The sequence below is a fragment of the Arenibacter arenosicollis genome (assembly GCF_014397245.1).
Taxonomy (GTDB): domain Bacteria; phylum Bacteroidota; class Bacteroidia; order Flavobacteriales; family Flavobacteriaceae; genus Arenibacter; species Arenibacter arenosicollis.
Map to the genome: position 1 here is coordinate 199105 of NZ_JACLHY010000004.1, position 20660 is coordinate 219764.

Genomic DNA, 20660 nt, shown 5'->3' on the forward strand with positions numbered 1-20660 from the left:
TTAAAATTTTAGGTTTATACCAAAAGTGTAGGTAGTTAATATGGGATAATATGCTCCGCCCCCGGTTATTTCTGGGTCCCATCCCTTTCTATAGGAATTAAAAGAATGCAAATTCTCTGCGCCCAAATAACATCTTAAATTATCTATCCCTAGAATTTCATTGACCGCATCAGGAAAATTATATCCAAGCTGAATATTCTTGATACGCAAATACCCAGAATTGATGACCCAAAAGTCCGAGTCTTCCGTGTTGGCCGATCCGCTGTTGGTCAATACTTCGAGCCTAGGATAATCAGGATAACGAACAGGGTTGTTGGGATCGAACCTACCATCCATTTGCCAAGTTTGAATATTCCCTAGATTAAAGAAAGCATAACCGGCATAACCATCCAATTGACCCTTTACCTCTGCGGTTCCTTGTAATAAAACCGATAGGTCGAAGTTCTTATAGTTAAAACCTAGATTGGCGCCAAAAGTATATTTAGGTATCCGGCTTCCCAAATAGGTCCGGTCATAAGTAGGATCTACCTTACCGTCTGGAACACCGTCTGGTCCACTAATATCCTTATATCTAAAATCACCTGCCTGTGCAGTAGGATTCACTGCAGTCATATCTGGCCAGCTATCTACCTCACCATCATTTAAAAACACTCCATCGGCTTTATAGCCGTAGTACATTTGCATGGGATAGCCTATGAACAAGTCGGAACCATTTCCTACAAAACCATTGGGCTGCTCAACATTACCAAGTCCCAAGGTAACAACCTCATTATTGATGATCGAAAAGTTAGCGTTTATGGAATATCCAAAATCTCCAGCTTTTCCACGATGACCCAAGTCAAATTCCCATCCCGTATTTTTTACCTCTCCGGTATTGGTCTCACTTATACCAACTCCTAAGACAGAGGATACACTTGCGGAAGGCTTAAATAGTACATCTGTTGTGTTTCTATTGAAATAGGTAGCGTTAAAAGTTAGCTGTCCGTCAAAAAAGCCGGATTCGATTCCTATATCAATAGTTTCAGTAGATTCCCATTTAATATTGGCATCCTTGTAATTGGCATATGCTGCCCCAGTTGCAAGTCCGCCCCCCAAGGAATAATCCCTTCCTGAGGCCAAAACTGTTTGATAAGGATAATTACCTATATTTTGGTTTCCTAATATACCCCATGAAGCCTTTGCTTTTAAATTGGACATCCAAGATACCCCTTGCATAAAGTCTTCTTGGGAAATACGCCATCCCACAGCAGCAGAAGGGAAAAATGCATACTTATTATTCTCCGGAAAACGCGATGATCCATCATACCGCATAGTAGCCTCAAAAAGATATTTTTGGTCTATACTGTATTTAAGACGAGAGAAAAAGGATTGTAAGGCCCATTCCGCGTCAAAGCCCCCAGATTGCTGATTTTCAGCACTTCCAAGATCCATTACGGTATAGTCATTGCTTGCAAAATCCTGACGGTAACCATTGAAAAGGGATAGCTCTTCATTTTCAAAAGAATATCCAGCCAATAAGCTAAAATCGTGCGACCCAAATTCCTTGGAATACTCCCCGGTAAACTGCATGGTCTTAAAAATAGTTTTGTTGCTCTGTTGATTCAAATACGATTGACCTAAAAACACATCCTCATTAAGTCTTTGGGAACCCAGATAGGAGCGCTCCTCATAAAGTGTAAAATTATAACCTCCAATAGCGGAAAAGACTAAATCATCATTAGGCTTCCAGTCCAATTTTACATTAACCCCGACCCTGGTTGTAGGATTGGTCAAATAGGATTTGGAATCTAACCACGCAACTGGAGTTCCACCACTTTCAGGTCCTATACCGTAATTGCCCTGGGAATCCCGGCCCAAGAAAGTCGCTGGATAACGCACCGCATTCTGAACAAGTTGATCTAAAAATCCGCCTCCTTTATTTGCTGTGGCCTGGGGTTCTTTTCGCTCTTCCAATGCTCCAAAAAACCTCGAGTTCAATTCAAATTTTTCGCCCAACTTATTACTGAGATTCATACGAAAGTTGTAGCGGTTAAAGCTATTCTTAGGTACTATCCCCTGTTGATCCAAAATACCTGCAGATACATAGTACTTATTGTTTTCGTCACCACCATTTACGGTAAGGGTGTGGGAGGTCTGTATTCCATTTCTAGAAAACAGATCTTCCAAGAATCTTGTATTCGGATAATTGTCAGGATCGTTTTGTGCCCTGTATCTTTCAATGTCATCGGCAGTAAAACTAGTGCTCCCTGAAGCTATATTGTACATTTCCGCATACTCCCAAGAGTTGGCAAATTCAGGAAGTTCAGTGGCCTCATTAACACCAATATAGCTATTATAGCTAACTGAAAATTTCTTGTTACTGCCGCTTTTAGTGGTAATTAAAATTACCCCATTGGCAGATCTGGCCCCATAGATAGCTGCCGAAGAAGCGTCCTTAAGAACGGAGATGGAAGCAATGTCGTCTGGATTAATATCATTCATGGTACCTGCTATACCATCTATCAAAACAAGGGCATTGGCGTCAGCTCCAAATGAACCAACTCCCCTAACGCGGATCTCCCCTCCACTTTGTCCGGGTCTTCCCGATCTTTGAATTATAGTAACCCCGGGCATCTGTCCCGTTATTGCTTGGGACGCCTGTGTTACAGGTCTATTTTCAATGTCCTTGGAAGATACTTGTGATATGGAGCCAATTACGTTGATTTTCTTCTGGGTTCCATAACCCACCACGACAACCTCATCCAATCCTGCCGCACTTTCTTGAAGGGTAATACTAAGGCTGGTTTGCCCATCCAAAGGTACTTCAATAGTGGAAAAACCAATATAGGAAACTACCAGAATGGCGTTGACATCTGCTACCTCAATAGAAAAATTACCGTCAAAATCGGCTGTTACCCCATTCGTGGTTCCTTTTTCCACAATATTTGCCCCTGGCAATGGCGTCCCGGTATCGTCCACAACAGTACCTGAAATGGTAGGTTGCTGCAATCCCATTTCCTGCGTGCTACTTTGGTCAACATTATCTTCTTTGACTCCAGGCTTTAACGCTATTTGTTTGTCCAAAACCTTATAAACAATATTGGTTCCTTTAAACACTTTCTCCAATATCTTGGAAATCGTTTCCCTTTTCACTTTTATGGAAACCATTCTTTCCAAATCAACTTCTTTGGTGTCCACAAAGAACTTAAATTCCGTCTGGGATTCAATTTCATTGAGAACATCAAACACCTTAACATTGTTAAGATTCAAGTCTATTTTTGTACTTTGGGAATAAGTACTTGCATTAACTTGAAAAAGTGCAACTAATAAAAATAGGGTTGTTAATTTCATTTTTAAATCGAATCGCCATGGACAACCATTACGATTCCGTGGTTTGTTAAATTTTTTCATAATTTAGTAATACGTTTGGTGGTTAATAAAAATTTTTAATCACTTTAATCTGCCAGAAAATGTCGCAAGCATTTTCTGGTTTTTTTTATAAAGTAGATTGTGTCCTAGCCTCTAGAAATTCACTTCATATTTAATTATTTTAAGTTTAATTAATTACTATTTCATTTTGATCAATGATGTACTCAATAGAATAAATCTCATTTAAAGTTCGCAACACCTGCTCTATACTTTCAACATCGAAAACCGCATTATAGGTCTTCTCTTCCAAAATTTCATTATTGTTTTTAATGGAGATATTATAGTGCCTTTCCAGTTTTTTTCTAATGATTTTAAATGGAGTATTTCGGAAGATCAATCTTCCTTCCACCCAGCTGGTGTACATTTTGGTATCCACCTGTGTTATGAATGTTTCTTTTGAGTGTTGATTCCATTCCCCTTTATATCCAGGCTCCAATAAAACGGTATTTGCAGAATTAAAGTCGCTGTCTTCCCCATGCAGGGCCACAGATCCCTCAACAAGGACGGTGTTGACATTTTCCTCCTCGGGATAGGAAGAAACATTGAATTTTGTTCCCAAAACCCTAACATTTAAATCATTTACATTTACTACAAAAGGATGGTTTGCGTCTTTGGTGACATCAAAAAACGCTTCCCCGTTAAGGAATACTTCCCTTTTTGTACCTTCAATAAATTTTACGGGATATTTTATGGAACTACCGGCATTTAAATGAACTGTTGTGCCATCGGAAAGAATCAACTTAAAAGTTTTTCCATGGGGTATGTTCAATTCGTTATAAATAGGTGCTTTAGAAACAACCTGATTGGCAACGTCTTGATAGGATAAAACGCCTCCCTGTTGCTTTCCTACCACCTTTCCGTTCTTGTCTAGTATTGCACTTTCCTCTTTCTCGGTTATAACCTGAATATTTCCGTTGCCCAATTCCAAGGTAATGGCGTTCTTATCAATGACCGGCAGATCAGAATTTGATTTTTGTTGGATAAAGTAAGACCCTATGCCCACAAGAAGTACTAAGATAGCGGCATACTTTATGAATCCTGAAAATCTAGATTTCGGCTTATTGTTGTCCAGTTTTGATTCCAGTTCCTGCCAAGCCATTTCGCAATCTTCATCGCTCTTTGCTTTTAAGGCCCAGGTTTTTTTGAATTTTATAAAAGCCTTTTTATTCGCGGGGGAATCATCTATCCATTGAAAGATCGATGAGACCTCCTCTTCCGTGGCATTTCCTGAAAGGTACTTCGAAATTAAATCGTAATCCATTAACTGGAATTTTGTGTTCCAATTAAGTACACCTTAGAAGTACTTTACCCTACATTGATTTTTGATTTTTTTATCAAAAATGCAAAAAAGCATAGAAAAATGTAATGATTACGTAGTTTGCAATTCTCAATTTAAGGAATTTCGTAGCCCGTGTTATGTTGGCTTCAACGGCTTTGATAGTAATACCCAATTCTTGAGCAATCTCTTTATTCTTCTTATTTTCAAATCGCTTTTTTAAAAATACCTGTTTGCATTTGTCAGGTAATTCCTCAATTGACTTTTCAATAAGATTTTCCAATTCCGAAAAGGTAACAGAATCAAAATTCAAGGAGTTCAAAATTTCAGTGTGCAAGTTGCTCTCCCTTTCCTGCAATTGCCGAGAGTTGTACTTCCGTACAACCTTATGGTGCCTAATTAGGTTTAAACAATCCGTTTTTACAGACCGGTACAAAAAGGATGGGATTCCATTAATTTTTTGCACTTTTTCCCGGTTCTCCCATAGCTTGATAAAAGCGTCCTGCGCAACGCTTCTTGCTTTGTCCTTATCCCCTATAAACTGAGTTCCAAACCCAACAATACTATTGTAATATTCTTTAAAATAATATTCGAAAGCACGGCGATCTCCTTCCCTAAATTGTAGGAAGCGAAAATCTGTCAAACTTAAATGCTCTTTCTCCATTATGAATTAAGAATTACATAAACTTAAACATGTTTAATTACCAATATAGCAGCTAAATATACAAAATTTTATTAAATGTAAAATTTACATGTAAAATTTATTTTAAACGCAAGGTTTATGGATTAGGAGATGCTGACATATTTAATTGCCGATTATAGCATTAATTCATTCCTTTTTATTGGGCTGAGCTGTTTCCAAAATAATTTTTTCCATTTCCTTTTTGGAAGGGCGTGGACGTCGCCTAAATGAATTTGATTTACCTGTTTCCCTATCAAATTCATCCGGAGTCCTAAAAGCTGGCAAACTATCGTGGGTGAGTAATCTAATTTCTTTCATTTCTGAACGCATTGCCTCCAAACTTTCCTGATAATCGGCGTTTCCAGCCAAATTATTGAGTTCGTATGGATCCTTGACCATATCATACAACTCTTCGCTTGGACGTGGAATAATAAAGCAGGCCAATTGTGCTTCAGTGAGCTCTCCATTTTCCTTCATTTTTAGCATATCGGTAAATGTGCCGCTGACAAAGGCATCAGCCGAAGGTGTATTTGGAAGGTCAGTATAAAAATTACGTATGTATTTTAACTTTTTTGTTCTTATGGCCCTTGTGTAATCCTCATAGTCATGCCAATGATCTTCAGCATAGACCATATCCCTTATTTTTGCTTCCGGATTGGTCAACAAATCAGAAAAATCATGTCCTTCAAAGGAGGGAAGGCTTTCCAGCCCAGCCAACTGTAGAAATGTAGGGGCAATATCCACAGCACTTACCAGGTTATCACAGACCGACTTAGGTTTTACTTTTTTGGGCCATTTTACTATCCATGGCGTTTTTATACCACCGTCGTAAAGGGTTGTCTTGTCTCTTGGAAAAGGCCTCCCATTATCGCTAATAAAAAGAATCAAGGTATTTTCGGAAATTCCTTGTCTATCCAACTCCTCCACTACTTTACCGACATAGTCATCCAACCTTAAAATTTCATTGTAATAGTACACAAAGTCTCTTCGCACATTTTCTGTATCCGGCATATATGGAGGTACAATTACATCTTCAATGGTCTGTGGGTTCTTTACAATACTATCAGTATAGGGTCGGTGTGGATCAACAGCGGCTAACCAAAGAAAAAATGGCTTATCCTTTGGCCGTGCCTGCAGCACGGGAACCCAATTTTCACAACCACTGCCGTCACCTTTTTGTTTGGCCTTAGTACCATCAGGTGCCAATTGAAAGCCAGAGGTACCTACATCATAAACCTCATCAAATCGATCCTTAATGGCGTCCCCCATATGCCACTTGCCGGCCTGGGCTGTCCAGTAGCCAGAGGCTTTGAGCTTTTCCACGAAAGTTATCTTATCCGGGGTCAGGGGCCAATGTAATTGTTCTGCATTGGTATTATGGGGATAAAGCCCGGTAATGATACTTGTCCTACTGGGACTGCATGAATTGGCCGTAAGATAGGCCTGATCAAAACGCATTCCATCCTCAGCGAGTTTATCGATATTTGGGGTACGTATATTTGGATGCCCATAGGCCCCGCTATCGTCCCAGGCCATATCGTCAGCAATGATAAATACAATATTTGGGCGCTCACCTTCTTCATTTTTGGTTTCTTTTTTTGAGGAGCAGGATAATGTAAATATTGATAATAGAAGGATAAAAAAGTTGGTCGCTTTTGGTTTGTGGTTGGTCATAATGGGTGGATTATTTCTCTAGAACTTTAAACATACAGGTTGTGAAATGGATATTTCATTTCCCGTAAATTCAAGGAGACCTGTTTGCCCATCTACTTTAAAAACAGTTATGTTATTCGATTTTTGATTGGCCACCAATAAAAATTTCCCATCTGGAGATAGGGTGAAATTTCGCGGCCAATCCCCTTGCACAGGTTCGATGGTCAGAAGTTTTAAATCTCCGCTGTCAGATATCGAATAAACAGCTATACTATTATGCCCCCTGTTGGAAGCATATAGGAATCTCCCATTGTTGCTAATATGTATATCGGCACAGGCATTAGGTTCTTGGTAATCATCCGGGAGTGTACTCTTTTTATCGATATTTGTAAAAATTCCAGTCTCTTCATCCACGGTGGCCGACACAACAGTACTGGACAGTTCATTGATAATAAACACCTTGTTTTCCGTTGGGTGGAAAATAAGATGTCTGGGACCATCCCCGGGATCCATGTGTAGCCCGACTTCCGCCTTACCCAATTTCCTTTCCGAATTTATTGGATAGGTCAAAATCTGATCTATCCCCAGATCTACGGCATATAAAAATTTTCCGTTTTGGGAAAATTGTACACAGTGTGCATGGGCCGAATTTTGGTTGAGATGCGGACCACTTCCTAAATGTTGTATCTCTTGTGGAGCATCTACCATATCTCCCTTTTCATCCAAGGGGTACAGAACAATACCTCCCGAACTATAATTGGCTGCAGCAAGAAGATTTTCATCGGGACTTACCCCAACATAACAGGCTCCATCCCCTTTACTAGGGTGGTTGGCCACTCTAGCCAGGGCAGTTTTATTTTTGTTCCATTTGAATGCCGATACGCTCCCCGGTTTTGTTCCGTTTGAAGAATAGACTCTCTCCCCATCTTTCGAGAGGTATAAATAGCCTGGCTTGTTCTCTTTGGCTACATGTTGACTGTTGGTAAGCTCCCCCGTTTCCGTATTAAAATCGAGTTGATAAATGCCTTGATCATTCCCCTCGGCAAAAGTACCGACCAAGAGTTTTAGACCTTCTTTCTGAATTTGTTGTGGTCCGCTCGCCAAATTGGCTTTTTTGGGCTGATCTTTACACCCGACCACTAGCACCAATAGAATAATAAACATTAAATAATTTGAAGGTCGTTTCATGATAAAAATGGAATTGATTTTGTTAAATATATTTATTTGAATTTAAAAGCCTTTTACTTCCGCTTTTACTTTGGCAAAATGATCCGAAAGGCCTTCAAAATTTCCCTCCTTTATCAACTTTTTGTTGAAGAGCGAACTGCCCATACCTACACCAACGGCACCAGCCTCAAAAAAGGATCTGATATTCTCCAAAGAAACTCCGCCCGTCGGCAAAAGTTTGATGTTGTTAAGCGGGGCCGAGATGTCCTTTATAAATTGGACCCCAAGCTGCGTGGCAGGAAAAATCTTTACCGCAGATGCCCCTAAGCTCCAAGCTTTATAGATTTCGGTTGGCGAATAGGCCCCAGGAAAAATCGGTATCCCTTGGGCTACAGCAGTCTTGATTACTGTTTCATCCAAGATCGGAGTCACAATAAACTGGGCACCTGCCGCTACGGCCCTTTCGTAATCTTCCATATTACAGACCGTACCCGCACCCACATTGAGGTCATTGAATTCGCTCCTTAGTTTGGAAATTATTTCGGTGGCCCCGGCGGTATTCATGGTTATTTCAATGGTGTGCAGACCCGCCTTGAGATATGCATTGGCAATATCACGCATAACACCCATGGATACTCCTCTTACAATACCCACAATGGGTGCCCTATTGTAAAGTTTCCAGGAAAATGATTTTTTATTTGACATGTTGTTCTAAAATTTTTAGCTGTCCGACCAACAGGGCCGTTTCTATAAATTGTGGATCAAAACAAACGATGCGGTCCATGGGCAGAAAGGATTTCAAAGCCAATTGGTACAATTCGTTCTGTATTCCGGTAACTGCAAGGTACACGGTTTCGCTCTTTTCTTTCAAATGGCCCAGCTCCGCCCCTATTAACAATCCCGATAAATAATAATAGTTTTCCTTAGCGGAGGTTTTATGTATCAGACTATTTGCCCTAATGGAAAAAAGCGATGCCATCTGTTGGTTCGCAACACCTTTTTTAACACCTTCCACAAAAATATCCTCATAGGAAGGGTTCCATCCTGCTTCTTCCACTGAAGCCGACAAAATAGTGTGCTTACTTATAACCTCAAATAATTCACCCGTCATATAGGTGGTGAAATCTATAAATCTCCCGGTATCAAAATAGATATGTTTACTGTGGGTCCCTGGCAACAATAGAACCCCTTTTTCCTTCTTGGGCAGGTAATCCGAAAGTCCAATGGCCTGGATCTCCTCCCCCCGCATTACATCCTTATTTGTTCTAGCCCCGGAAATTAAAAGAAGGTCCAATTTGCCATCAAGGGAAAGCCAATTACTAATTAGGTCTTCGCCACTAAAGGCAATGGGCAATTGGCAGTACTCCAATTCCTGCATCCCTATGGAAGAGGACAGCATTCCAGAAGCCACTAAAAGGTAGTTTTCGACTCCGTTTAAATCCAAGTTTTCCAGCTGCGCCAACAAATAATCTGCAAAATAGGATTCTTGGGACCGTTCACTTTGCTGTTTATATAACTGATAGCACTTTTTGATCCCCAGATCGGTCCTGATTTCGGAAAGCACCTTTAAGGAATGGGAATCCACCAAACGGAGTCTAAAATTGGAGGTCCCCCAATCGCAGCTAATAAATTTATCCGGTAGCCCCATATTTTCTAAAACGCTTTAGTTACTCTTTTTATATTGGGATAATTCTCAAGTGCACAGGTTGAACGAACCATTCCAATTCCAATACTTTTTATTGGACCATCGGGAAGGCAAATATCAAATTTAAATCCGTACTGGACCATTTTGCCAAATTCCAATTTTTCCGAAAAATACGCTAATTTTTTTTTTCATCCTTGGAATATAAATAAGAAGCAAATCTAACATTGGTATTGTTGGCCAAACCAGTGAAAAGCAAAAATTATGAAGTAGTCTAAAGTTATGTAAAAATAAAATTGAGCCTTAAATCAGCAATTGGAGAGAACAAACAAGGCTTTCAAGAAATTGAAAGCCTTGTTTGTTTTGTTATATGTTTGAAAAATGCCTAAGCTCTACCTTACCATCCGACATATCTAGTCTACGATCGCCTAGTTTATGGGAATGCTAATAGGGTTAATTCAACTCTTTTGAATCCATTTGCTAAAGACCAGGAATAAGACGCCACAGAGTAACCAAGCCGGTAAGGTGACAAAGGACAGGAATACATCATATTGAATGGATATAAAATAGAACAGTCCAAAGCTGATCGCCCAAGCGAAAAATACGGCCCTATTGAATTTTAGGTTGGCCACTTCGGCATAATTCTTAACGATTCCCGCCTGCTTATGGAAAAAATGTTCGAAAACGATAACGGCACCGAAAGGCGCTAAGATAAACCCGTACAGGGCAACAAATCCCAACAATTTCATAGCGAAGGCTGGAAAAAGACCGGCTATGGTGGCCAATGTACCGGCAATTATGGTAACCCAAAAAGTAGACAACTTGGGTACAATAGCCTGAAAGGCCAATCCCGCCCTATAAATAGTAGGATTCGCGGTAGTCCAACCAGCTAAAACCACAGCAATAATTCCAAAAATACCGATGGCATTATAGGCCAAGGGTCCAGGAGCTACCGTGGGTGCCTCTCCATTAGCAAGGAGTCCCTGAGCCTCTGGTGATTTTAAATAAACGGCATACAGTAAAGCTGCCGCTATCCAAGCCATATAATGTCCTACGTACATTCCGGCCGCCGTGGTCCATCCACTACTTGCCTTTTTTGCAAAACGGAATACCGATAGATCGGACATCCCCACGTGCATGGCCGCATTGGCGAACCAGGACCAAATAACAACATGCCAGAAGGTATATTTGATCTGCCCTGGAAAAGGTTCAGAACCTTCGCCCCATATATTCCAAAATTCCGATAGACTGCCTACCCCTAATTGATTTAAAGCTACAATACCACAAGCCAGAAAGGCCAATACTATCACAGGGGACATCCAGTTTGCGGCTTTGGATACCGTTTCGTAACCTTTGGAGGCAACCAATGAGATAACCGCACCAAGAACTAAAACAATAATGACCCACGTCATGCCATTGGGCATAGTATCAGTGAGTTTGGGCATTTCCATATTAAAGGGAATCCCCACCGCTGTGGCCGAAACTGTTATCATGGAACCTGCCAGGAAACAGAAAAGCACCCCGTTGGCCAAATTATAGCCAGTAACCAGATTTTTGCCACAAATCTTTTCTAGTTGGTAGTACAAGGTCAATCTATATTTCACGGCAATTTCGGCAGTCAGGAAACGCCAGCTGAGCACAGCCAATAGATTCCCTAAAAGAAGTCCAATAATAAGATCAAAGGCACTTACCCCCGTTGTCAGGAACAAAGGCCCAATTACAAATTCAGTTCCTGCTGCATGTTCCCCTGCATACATTCCAAGAAAACTCTTCCAACTTTTCAGTTTGGAGGTGGGTACTGGAACGCGCTCAAATTCTCCGCCCGCGATATCCTCTATTTCTTCTTCTATGTTAAATTGGCTCATATTGGTTGGTTATTATTTTTGGTTAAAGTGTCCGGTTAATGTTCATTTTCCACTTCTCTTCTTAAGGTCTAAAACTCATTAGGTTCATAATTGTTTGAATTACTTAGTTTTCCGACTATTGTATTATAACTGGCACATGTTTCTTTAATGCATAATTCTTTCTAAGGAATTTGGAGTTCAACCTTACGTCGGATATGCACAGTGCTGCACCCAGAGCCGATCCCAAGGACGAATCTGTAGTGCTTAGCTTCATATTTCTAAGGTAGTGCGATATAAGCTGAATGTACACTTCATTATCCGAAAACCCGCCATCTATATATAACTTCTCAATATTATCCTTCCCACTTACTGTTTTAATACTTTCAACCTGTAACAACACGAGCTCCACCATTAATTGGTGATAGGCATGTTCAAATTGGTCGTAAGGAATTCTTGTTAATTTCGGCATCCTATCATCACTAAAACTTATCCATCGGTACATATATTCGAAATCCTTTACAATCTCTAAATAGATATCATGGTCAAAACGGATAGTTTTATGGTACTCAGGAGGGACTTGAAAATGATCGGTTAATTTTTTTACCTGTTCCTTATATTCATTGCCAAGGAACAAACTTGAGGCTTTAACAGCCTTTCCATTGATCCTCATATAATTGATACAGCTTGATTCTATGTCCGAAGCCTTCAAAGCTTCTTCCGAAAATGGATTCATGGCTATACTCCAAGTACCTGTGGAAACAAGTATAAACTTTTTTCTCACACTGCGAATGTAAGGCAGTAGTGCGGCAGAGCTGTCATGTATCCCTACACCTATCTTAATACGTTTGCCATTATAATTCATATTGATACTGGTCTCGGTAGAAACGATCTTGGGCAATATTTTGTTTATTCCCTCTTTATAAACCCAATCGTGATAATCTTTATTGGTATAATCCCACAGCGCTGTATGGCAACCAATGCTGGTATGTTCACTTACAGGGATACCAGTGAAAATAAAACTTATATATTGGGGCAAGTGCAACGAATATTTAATTCTTTTAAAGATTTCGGGTTTTGTATGCTTTAGCCAATAAAGTTGAATTCCCGAATTCAGCAGTCCGGAAACCGGCGAACCTGTGGTTACCGCAAAATCCAGTTCCGGACCATATTTCTCATTAAATGAATCGATAACATCTTTTGAAATCTCCTTGGTATAATTATAAAGAGGGGTCAGAACCTCATCATTTTCATCTAAATGCACTAAGCTGGCACCATAGGTTGAAAAGTTGATGGACGTAATATTGTATTTCTTGGCATCCAAAATCCTATCAAAAACCTCTTTCAGCCATATTTTTAGTCGCTCCAAATCCTCAGTAGGGTATCCATCCTCATCATTAATATTCTCAAAACGCGTATATTCCCTATACACTTCCTGAAAATTCTTATCGAATAGAAAGAATTTTTTATTGGTCTTTCCAATGTCGAATACTGCCGTTACTTTCTCTCTCATTGGGTTGTATTATAATCCTGAAGCTATGCTGTTTTTGCCCCTTGCATTGATCAAATTTTCCCTCACCTTAAGTGAGCGATAGGCATTTAAGGGAGAAAGTGCACCACCACTCTTCCGCCTAGCTTCTTGCAATAAAGGTCTTACATCTGTACGGTAGGCATTCTGAAGTATCTCCTGACAGCGAACTACATCGTTTTCCATTTGTGCCGTTCTCAATTGTTCTTGATCTATCAAAAGCGCCTTGGCATATGCTTCCTGAATAGCTTCCAAAGATTGGATCAAATCCTCCAATGGGTCTTTTATATTATGGCTGGCATCGATCATCCATGCAGGGTATGGATTTTGGGGATTATTGTTCATCCCGTAGACCAATTCATTAAAAATTAAAAAGAGGGCATATGGTTTAATACTCCCTACGGTAATATCATCATCCCCGTATTTACTATCATTAAAGTGAAAACCACCCAATTTGCCCTTCATCATCAAAGTGGCAACAATCTGCTCAATATTGGTATTGGGTAAATGATGTCCCAGATCGACCAAGGTATATGCCTTATCGCCACATTCGTTGGCCAACATAAATGAAGTTCCCCAATCCTGGATTACCGTACTGTAAAAATTTGGCTCATAGGGCTTGTATTCAATGAACAACTTCCAATCCTCCGGTAAGGCCCTGTAGATATCCTTAAGACTGTCCTGGGTATTTTGCAAAGTGTTTTGAAAATTGTTCTGTCCGGGAAAATTAGACCCATCGGCCAACCATACCGTTAAACTTTTTGAACCCAATTTGTTGCCTATATCAATAACATCTAAATTGTGCTGAACCGCCTGATCCCTTATCGCTTTTTCCCTATTGCTCAATGAGCCGAACTTATAGCTTTCTTTTGCGTTTTTTTGATCTTGAAAGGTATTGGAGTTTACTGCATCAAAAACAATGTTGTGCGAAGTTGCCAACTGTTTTATGGCTTCATAATCTTGTGGTATGTCCCAAGGAATATGCAGGGAAATGGCCCCGGCGGTTTGGGTGAGGGCATGTAAAATACCCACGTCATCTATTTTTTGTTCCAATGTGGACGGTTCCCCTTGAAAAGAGAATCTACCAAATCTGGTTCCACCTGCACCTAATGCCCAACTGGGAATTGCTACTTGAAATTCGGCTAATTTATTAATAATATCAAGGACATTACAACCATCCTTTACTAGGGTGTTCGACAAAAAATCGAATTTTTCCTGGTGCGATTTTATATCCTTTTGGTTCTTTTCCTGTATTTTTTCTTTATCTATTCTCATTATATTCCCAATTAGAATTAGACCTGTCAGGAACTGGTACTCTACCCTGACAGGTCCTAAAAAAAACTAACTCAAACTAACTCACTATCTATCTTACAAATGCATTGGCCATACCGCCATCCACATTTATAATATTGCCCGTAGTCTTATCCAGGATGGCAACACAGGCAAAAACACCGTTGGCAATATCCTCTGGATAAATAATCTCGTTCAATAAATTTCTCTTGGCGTAATGTGCCGGCAATTCGTCCACGGTAATTCCGTAGGCTTTGGCACGACCTTCGGCCCAATCGCCTTCCCAAATCTTACTGCCCACGATGACCCCATCTGGATTCACTGTGTTGACACGAATTTTATCTCCGCCCAATTCAGCTGCCAATAAGCGGGCCATATGTTGTTGTGCTGCCTTGGCTGTCCCATAGCCCACATTGTTTGGACCAGAAACAAGGCCATTTTTACTGGCTATACTTATGAAATCGCCACCAAGAGCTTGCTTACGCAATATGGCAACTGCCTGTTTGGCAAGTTCAAACTGTCCTTTCACCAAAACATTCTGTAAAATGTCCCAATCCTTTTCGGTGGTCTCTTCCAATGGCTTGGAAATGGCCAGTCCTGCGCTATGCACCACAATATCCACACCACCAAACTCCAAACATGCTTTTTTATAAGCCTCTGCAATAGATTCACTTTTAGTAACATCACAAACCGCATAACTTGCTGTATCCGGCTTAAAGGTACCCACAGCCTCCTTCAATCGATCTTCGGCTATATCTGTTAATACTACGTTGGCTCCTTCCTTTGCCAATTTATCAGCAATAGCCTTTCCTATACCGCCACCTGCTCCGGTTACTAACGCTACTTTTCTGGAAAGGGGCTGCTCTTTCGGCATACGTTGCAATTTGGCCTCTTCAAGTAACCAATATTCAATATCAAAAGCTTCTTGTCTTGGCAAAGAGGTGTATTCCGTTATGGCCTCCGCACCCCTCATTACATTAATGGCATTGATGTAAAATTCACTGGCCACCCTGGTGGTCTGCTTGTTCTTTGCAAAACTGAACATTCCAATACCTGGATAGATAATGATTACCGGGTTCGGGTCGCGCACCGCTGGGCTATTGTCCTTCTTACAGGTCTCATAGTAGTCTTTGTACCCTTGTCTATAAGCTTCAAAGGCCGGTTCCAATTTTTTCAGTATGGCTTTAGAATCGCTTAGATCCTCATTGGCACTAAGATCTAGTACCAAGGGCTGTATTTTGGTCCTAAGAAAATGATCCGGACAGGAGGTACCCATCGGAGCAAGACGTGAAAGGTCATTACTATTTATAAATTCCATTACCACATCACTATCCGTGAAATGCCCTATCATCCTATTTTCCGAAGAACAAAGTCCCCTTAGCAAGGGTATCAGTTGGGAAGCCTTGTCCAAACGCTCCTCTTTAAATAGCGATTGCACCTTTTGACCTCCAAAAACACTACCCTTTTCCTCTATTTTTTCAGCAATATACGCGGAAGCCATTTCTATAACCTCCAAGCTGTTCATATAACATTCGTAAGAGGTGTCTCCCCAGGTGAAAAGTCCGTGGCTTCCTAAAACGATTCCCCTTATACCAGGGTTGTCGTTCAAACATTTTTCCAATTGCAGCCCTAGATCAAAACCTGGCCTTTGCCATGGCACCCAGCCCATGGTATCTCCCCAAATCTCTTTGGTAACTTTTTCGCTATCCTTGGCCGCAGCTACCGCTATCAAGGCATCTGGATGCAAATGGTCTATATGTTTAAAAGGGAGCAGACCGTGCAAGGGTGTATCTATTGATGGAGCCTTACTTTCAAGATCATAGATACAATGGTTAAAAAGACCTACCATCCGATCTTCATCCGCAAGACCACCATAAACGTTTTTTAAGTTTCTTAATCTTTCGGTATATAGTCCGGCGATACCGGCCTTGTTTAAAGTACCTATATCCCCTCCGGAACCCTTAATCCACATAACCTCCACGTCTTCATTGGTCAAAGGATCTTTTTCAATGGTCTTACAACTGGTATTACCTCCACCATAATTGGTGATTCTAAGATCGGCCCCCAAAATATTGGACCTATAAAGAAATAGCTCTACCTGGTCGTCACCCAGCGCCTCCGCCTTACTCTCTTCCCAGAGATAATTAACATACTTAAAATTCTTTACGGAATGATTCATATTCAATAGCTTGATAATTTTTATATTCGCAAAGTTATGTTAGTGTTCCGCTGATTCCATCCTGCACTGTACTGCAATAAGTACTTTTTTTTTAATTTTTGTGATAGTGTACTTACTGAAGGACATCAAGTTGACCAATAAAATTCACTATATATATGATCTAAAATTATTTAAGTTGAATTAAAAACGGTAAACTCATTAATCTAATTTACTCATTATTATAGCCATGTACCAATATCTCAAAATCGATGAAAATTCAAGGATCCCTAAATATAGGCAGATAGTAGATTCCGTAATCAATAATATTTCCAATGGGAATCTAAAGATCGATGACAAAATCCCTTCTATCAATAGCTTTAGCGAAGAATACAACCTCTCGCGCGATACTGTTGAAAAGGCTTATCAGATTTTAAAGGAACGAAATGTAATTACATCCATTAGGGGAAAAGGATATTACATAACCCGAACAAAACTCATATCCAAAGTCAACATTCTTTTCCTTATCAATAAGTTAAGCGCGTATAAAATGCGCATTTATAATTCGTTTATAAATACCATAGGAGGCAACTCCCATACGGATCTTCATATTTACCACTGTGACAACTCACTTTTTTTAAATATTCTTGAGAAGAATATCAATGCATATGATTATTACATCATTATGCCGCATTTCAAGACAGATGACCTTAAACATATAAGCTATACCGATGAAGCTATTAAAGCCATCAATAGAATCCCTAAGAATAAACTTCTTTTGATGGACAATAATAATCTTGAAATTGAAGGGAATATTATTGAAATCTATCAAGATTTCGAAAATGATATCTATAACGCCCTTAAGGAAGGATTGGCAAAGATATCGAGATATGGAAAATTGATTTTGGTCTATCCCGAAAAAGCGGTTTACCCCTATCCTAAAAGAATTTTACATGGCTTTCGTAAATTTTGCGTTGAGCACAAAATAGAGTTCGAGTTCATAGACGAGATTTACGATGACATCATCCTTAAAAAGGGCGATCTTTTTATCACCATTGAAGAAACCGACTTGGTAAGTTTGGTGAATCAGATCCGGGACAAGGAGTTTATATTGGGTGTCGAAATAGGAGTTATATCCTATAACGACACGCCCTTAAAAGAACTGCTCGGAATTACTGTTATCTCAACAGATTTCAAGGTTATGGGCGAAACTGCTTCCCGCATGATTCTAAATAAGGAGAAGGGCAAGATTAAGAATCCCTTTAATTTTATAGATAGAAATTCCATTTAAGACCTTAAAGGAAACTCCCTTATCAAAATCAACAACTAAACTTTCCAATGGACACCAATTGTCTTGAACCACAATTGGCCCACCTATGCTATGCAGTTATTTCCTATTGCCTTTTTAACAGTATACAACAGGATAGTTCCTTAAAATAACCAACGTAAGTTTAACCTTTAATTAGAACTGACCAACAAAGAGTACGTTTCTTATGGGTATTCAGTTTTTTTTTGACGGGTCCGGTAAGGCTGGCCATAGTAAGGCAAAAAGTAAACGTAGTATATATATTTTTAAAACTATTCCAAATCAACCAATATGACATATTTCAAAAACTTGGTCATTTGCTTTTTAATGATTCTTATAACGGGATGCAAATCCAAAATGGAAGAAAAGTCTAAGCTAAAAGCGACTTCTACGAGACCCAACATAATTTTAATATTGGCCGATGATTATGGCATTATGGACAATCAGGCCTACGCCCATAAATTTTCTGGAGAAGACACCTCCAAAATGTATTATGAAACACCCAACATTGACCGATTGGTCCAAGAAGGCACCGCCTTTTCCCAGGCCTATGCCAACCAGTTATGTTCTCCGACCCGGGCAAGTATCATGACGGGGAAATACGCAGGTAGACTTGGTTTTACAACCGCCATGCCCCCGCGTGAAACCTATTACAATCAAAATTTACCGGTCCCTGCCGGATATTACGCCCATGATGTATTGGAACATAAAGATAATATTTTAATAGAGCAGGCATTGGACAATGGCACCTCCAACTCCGCTGTACCTACCGGAAATTCTTATGATAAAGGTAAGGACGAACTTTCAATAGCAGAGGCATTAAAGGACTATCACTCTGCCTTTATTGGCAAATGGCACATAGGTGGTTTCGGCGCACAGGGATACCAGCCTTCGGACCAAGGGTTTGAACCCTTGGCCTGGTTTGACGCCGGTGGTTCGGTATATTATGATTGGAAAAAAAGCTGGGATAATAAGGAAAAGACCCGTTTTCCAAAAATGCCACAGGAACATTCGGAAATAGGCGATTCCGGTCAGGAGACCAATGAAGATTACCTTACGGACGACTTGACGGTTCAGGCCTTGAATTACATAGACAAAAGATCAAAACTTAAAGAACAGCCTTTTTTCCTTTATTTTTCACATTTTGCTATCCACTCCCCCTATCAGGGGAAAGAAAACGAAATTGCTTATTTTGAGAACAAATCCACCAAAGGATGGAACGGCCATAAAGATCCGGTCTACGCTTCCATGATAAAGAGTTTAGATCGATCAGTAGGTGAAATTTTAAAAAAACTTGAAGAAACCGGTCTTGACGAAAATACTTTGGTCATATTCATGTCGGATAACGGAGGTATAGATTCCAAAATCACCCCAAAAGGTGAAGGCACCGACAACAGTCCGTTTTTAGGGGGAAAGGCCTGCGTAACCGAAGGTGGTATCCGGGTGCCCCTTGTCTTTAGATGGAAAGGAAAGATCAAAAAAGGGCAATGGGTAGATGTACCAGTAGATTGCACAGATATTTATCCCACAATTTTAGAAGCTACAGGCTATGATGCCAAAACTATTGCCACAACCAACAAGCTTGACGGAGAAAGTGTCTTGCCCCTACTTTCAGACCCTGAAAACAATAAGAAAAGTTATAGCAAGGAAACACATTACTGGCACTACCCATTTAATGTAATTTACAATAGCCCTTATGAACCTTTTGCTTTAACACCACATTCTGCTATTCGGGATGGAGATTATAAATTAATATTTGATTGGTATGGACGATTTCACCTGTACAATATTGCGAAAGACCCTTTTGAAAAAAATGATTTGGCATCTGAAATGACAGATAGACGGGATGCCTTGTTCAAAAAGATGATGGATTGGCTAATAACCAATGTCGACAAAAGATACTGGCCAACAGTTAATCCAGATTATGACCCCAGCAATGAAGTTAGACAGGAACCTTTCCATAATTTGTTTTCAGAATATAAAGAACAATAAATTCTTACCAGGAATAAGCCAAGAAATAAGACAAACATCTTTAATAAGGCCAAGAAAATTTTTAGCAAACTTCAGAGGCCGAGACCTATAATTGTATCATGGGATCTCAGTTTCAACGTACCATTCATGTACAGGTGCCAATCAATATATCCCTTCTTGCTCAGAGGTTAAGGTGAATTTGCTAACCACTGGCCAGTATACCTATACAATCCGGAATTAAGAAGAAGGCTGAATACATTAAAAAAATCGTAGAAGTCAGACCTTTGGATGTCCCAAGAAAATTATTCCCTGAAAATACGATGACGCTATATAATGCACTATTACCGGATTTATCATTGCTATTCCTTATTTAAACTATTGGAAGGAAAAAAGAGACAAGGACTTCCTAGAATATATTGTTTTTTCATCTACTGACCAGCCTTTGTGGCTAAAATCAAGGATTGCAAAGGGTTTAACTATGTATAGTACTCCAGATATATAAAAAAGGAATTGTTAATTCACATTATTGCCCTTCTACAGATAACCAATATATCGGTCTTAAATCAGAGTCATTCTATTATTAAAGCTCTAATTTTGGAACACTGCAAATGGTCCAAGAATTATGTCTTCCACATCCTTCACAAACCCCAAGATTTACTAATTTATATTCCTGGGGCACACCCGGCATTATGAGAAAAAACACCCTTTCTGTATAAATTATACCTACTTGCGTATGTTATT

13 protein-coding genes are annotated in these 20660 nt (G+C 39.9%); 2 read left to right on the forward strand and 11 right to left on the reverse strand.

The features are described from left to right. The 11 genes from H4O18_RS06720 to H4O18_RS06770 form a co-directional block, all read right to left on the reverse strand. Entirely contained in the window at positions 1-3330 is a 3330-nt protein-coding gene (locus H4O18_RS06720) for a TonB-dependent receptor (RefSeq protein WP_187582707.1), read from the reverse strand. A gap of 205 nt (positions 3331-3535) precedes the next feature. Continuing rightward, complete coding sequence (locus tag H4O18_RS06725; protein WP_187582709.1) at positions 3536-4669, reverse strand: FecR family protein; 1134 nt, start codon at positions 4667-4669, stop codon at positions 3536-3538. A gap of 73 nt (positions 4670-4742) precedes the next feature. Continuing rightward, a complete protein-coding gene (locus H4O18_RS06730; RefSeq protein ID WP_187582711.1) occupies positions 4743-5348 on the reverse strand; it encodes an RNA polymerase sigma-70 factor in 606 nt (201 codons plus the stop codon). Between the two features lie 165 nt (positions 5349-5513). Then, complete coding sequence (locus tag H4O18_RS06735; protein WP_187582713.1) at positions 5514-7040, reverse strand: sulfatase family protein; 1527 nt, start codon at positions 7038-7040, stop codon at positions 5514-5516. Positions 7041-7058: 18 nt separating this feature from the next. Next, positions 7059-8207, reverse strand: coding sequence for a lactonase family protein (locus H4O18_RS06740; protein ID WP_187582714.1), 1149 nt, complete (start codon positions 8205-8207; stop codon positions 7059-7061). A 42-nt stretch (positions 8208-8249) separates the two neighbouring features. Then, on the reverse strand, positions 8250-8891 hold the full coding sequence (locus H4O18_RS06745; protein ID WP_187582716.1) for a bifunctional 4-hydroxy-2-oxoglutarate aldolase/2-dehydro-3-deoxy-phosphogluconate aldolase: 642 nt from the start codon (positions 8889-8891) through the stop codon (positions 8250-8252). Continuing rightward, positions 8881-9834: a 2-dehydro-3-deoxygalactonokinase gene (locus H4O18_RS06750; protein WP_187582718.1), complete on the reverse strand. Its 954-nt coding sequence runs from the start codon at positions 9832-9834 to the stop codon at positions 8881-8883. The genes H4O18_RS06745 and H4O18_RS06750 overlap by 11 nt, the downstream gene beginning before the upstream one ends. A 452-nt stretch (positions 9835-10286) precedes the next feature. After that, positions 10287-11693 (reverse strand): purine-cytosine permease family protein, encoded by a 1407-nt coding sequence (locus tag H4O18_RS06755; protein ID WP_187582721.1) that lies wholly within the window; start codon positions 11691-11693, stop codon positions 10287-10289. 115 nt (positions 11694-11808) lie between these two features. After that, complete coding sequence (locus tag H4O18_RS06760; RefSeq protein ID WP_187582723.1) at positions 11809-13182, reverse strand: FGGY-family carbohydrate kinase; 1374 nt, start codon at positions 13180-13182, stop codon at positions 11809-11811. Between the two features lie 9 nt (positions 13183-13191). Beyond that, a complete protein-coding gene (locus tag H4O18_RS06765; protein ID WP_187582725.1) occupies positions 13192-14472 on the reverse strand; it encodes a sugar isomerase in 1281 nt (426 codons plus the stop codon). A gap of 88 nt (positions 14473-14560) precedes the next feature. Further along, the gene (locus H4O18_RS06770) at positions 14561-16666 is read right to left on the reverse strand and encodes a bifunctional aldolase/short-chain dehydrogenase (protein WP_187582727.1); all 2106 of its coding nucleotides are present in this window, start codon (positions 16664-16666) and stop codon (positions 14561-14563) included. Positions 16667-16892: 226 nt separating this feature from the next. Between H4O18_RS06770 and H4O18_RS06775 the strand changes: the two genes are divergently transcribed. Together H4O18_RS06775 and H4O18_RS06780 are read left to right on the forward strand one after the other, a co-directional pair. Beyond that, positions 16893-17933 (forward strand): GntR family transcriptional regulator, encoded by a 1041-nt coding sequence (locus H4O18_RS06775; protein WP_187582729.1) that lies wholly within the window; start codon positions 16893-16895, stop codon positions 17931-17933. A gap of 306 nt (positions 17934-18239) precedes the next feature. Further along, positions 18240-19940, forward strand: a complete 1701-nt coding sequence (locus H4O18_RS06780) for a sulfatase (RefSeq protein WP_222942352.1) — start codon at positions 18240-18242, stop codon at positions 19938-19940. The last annotated feature ends 720 nt before the right edge of the window (positions 19941-20660 follow it).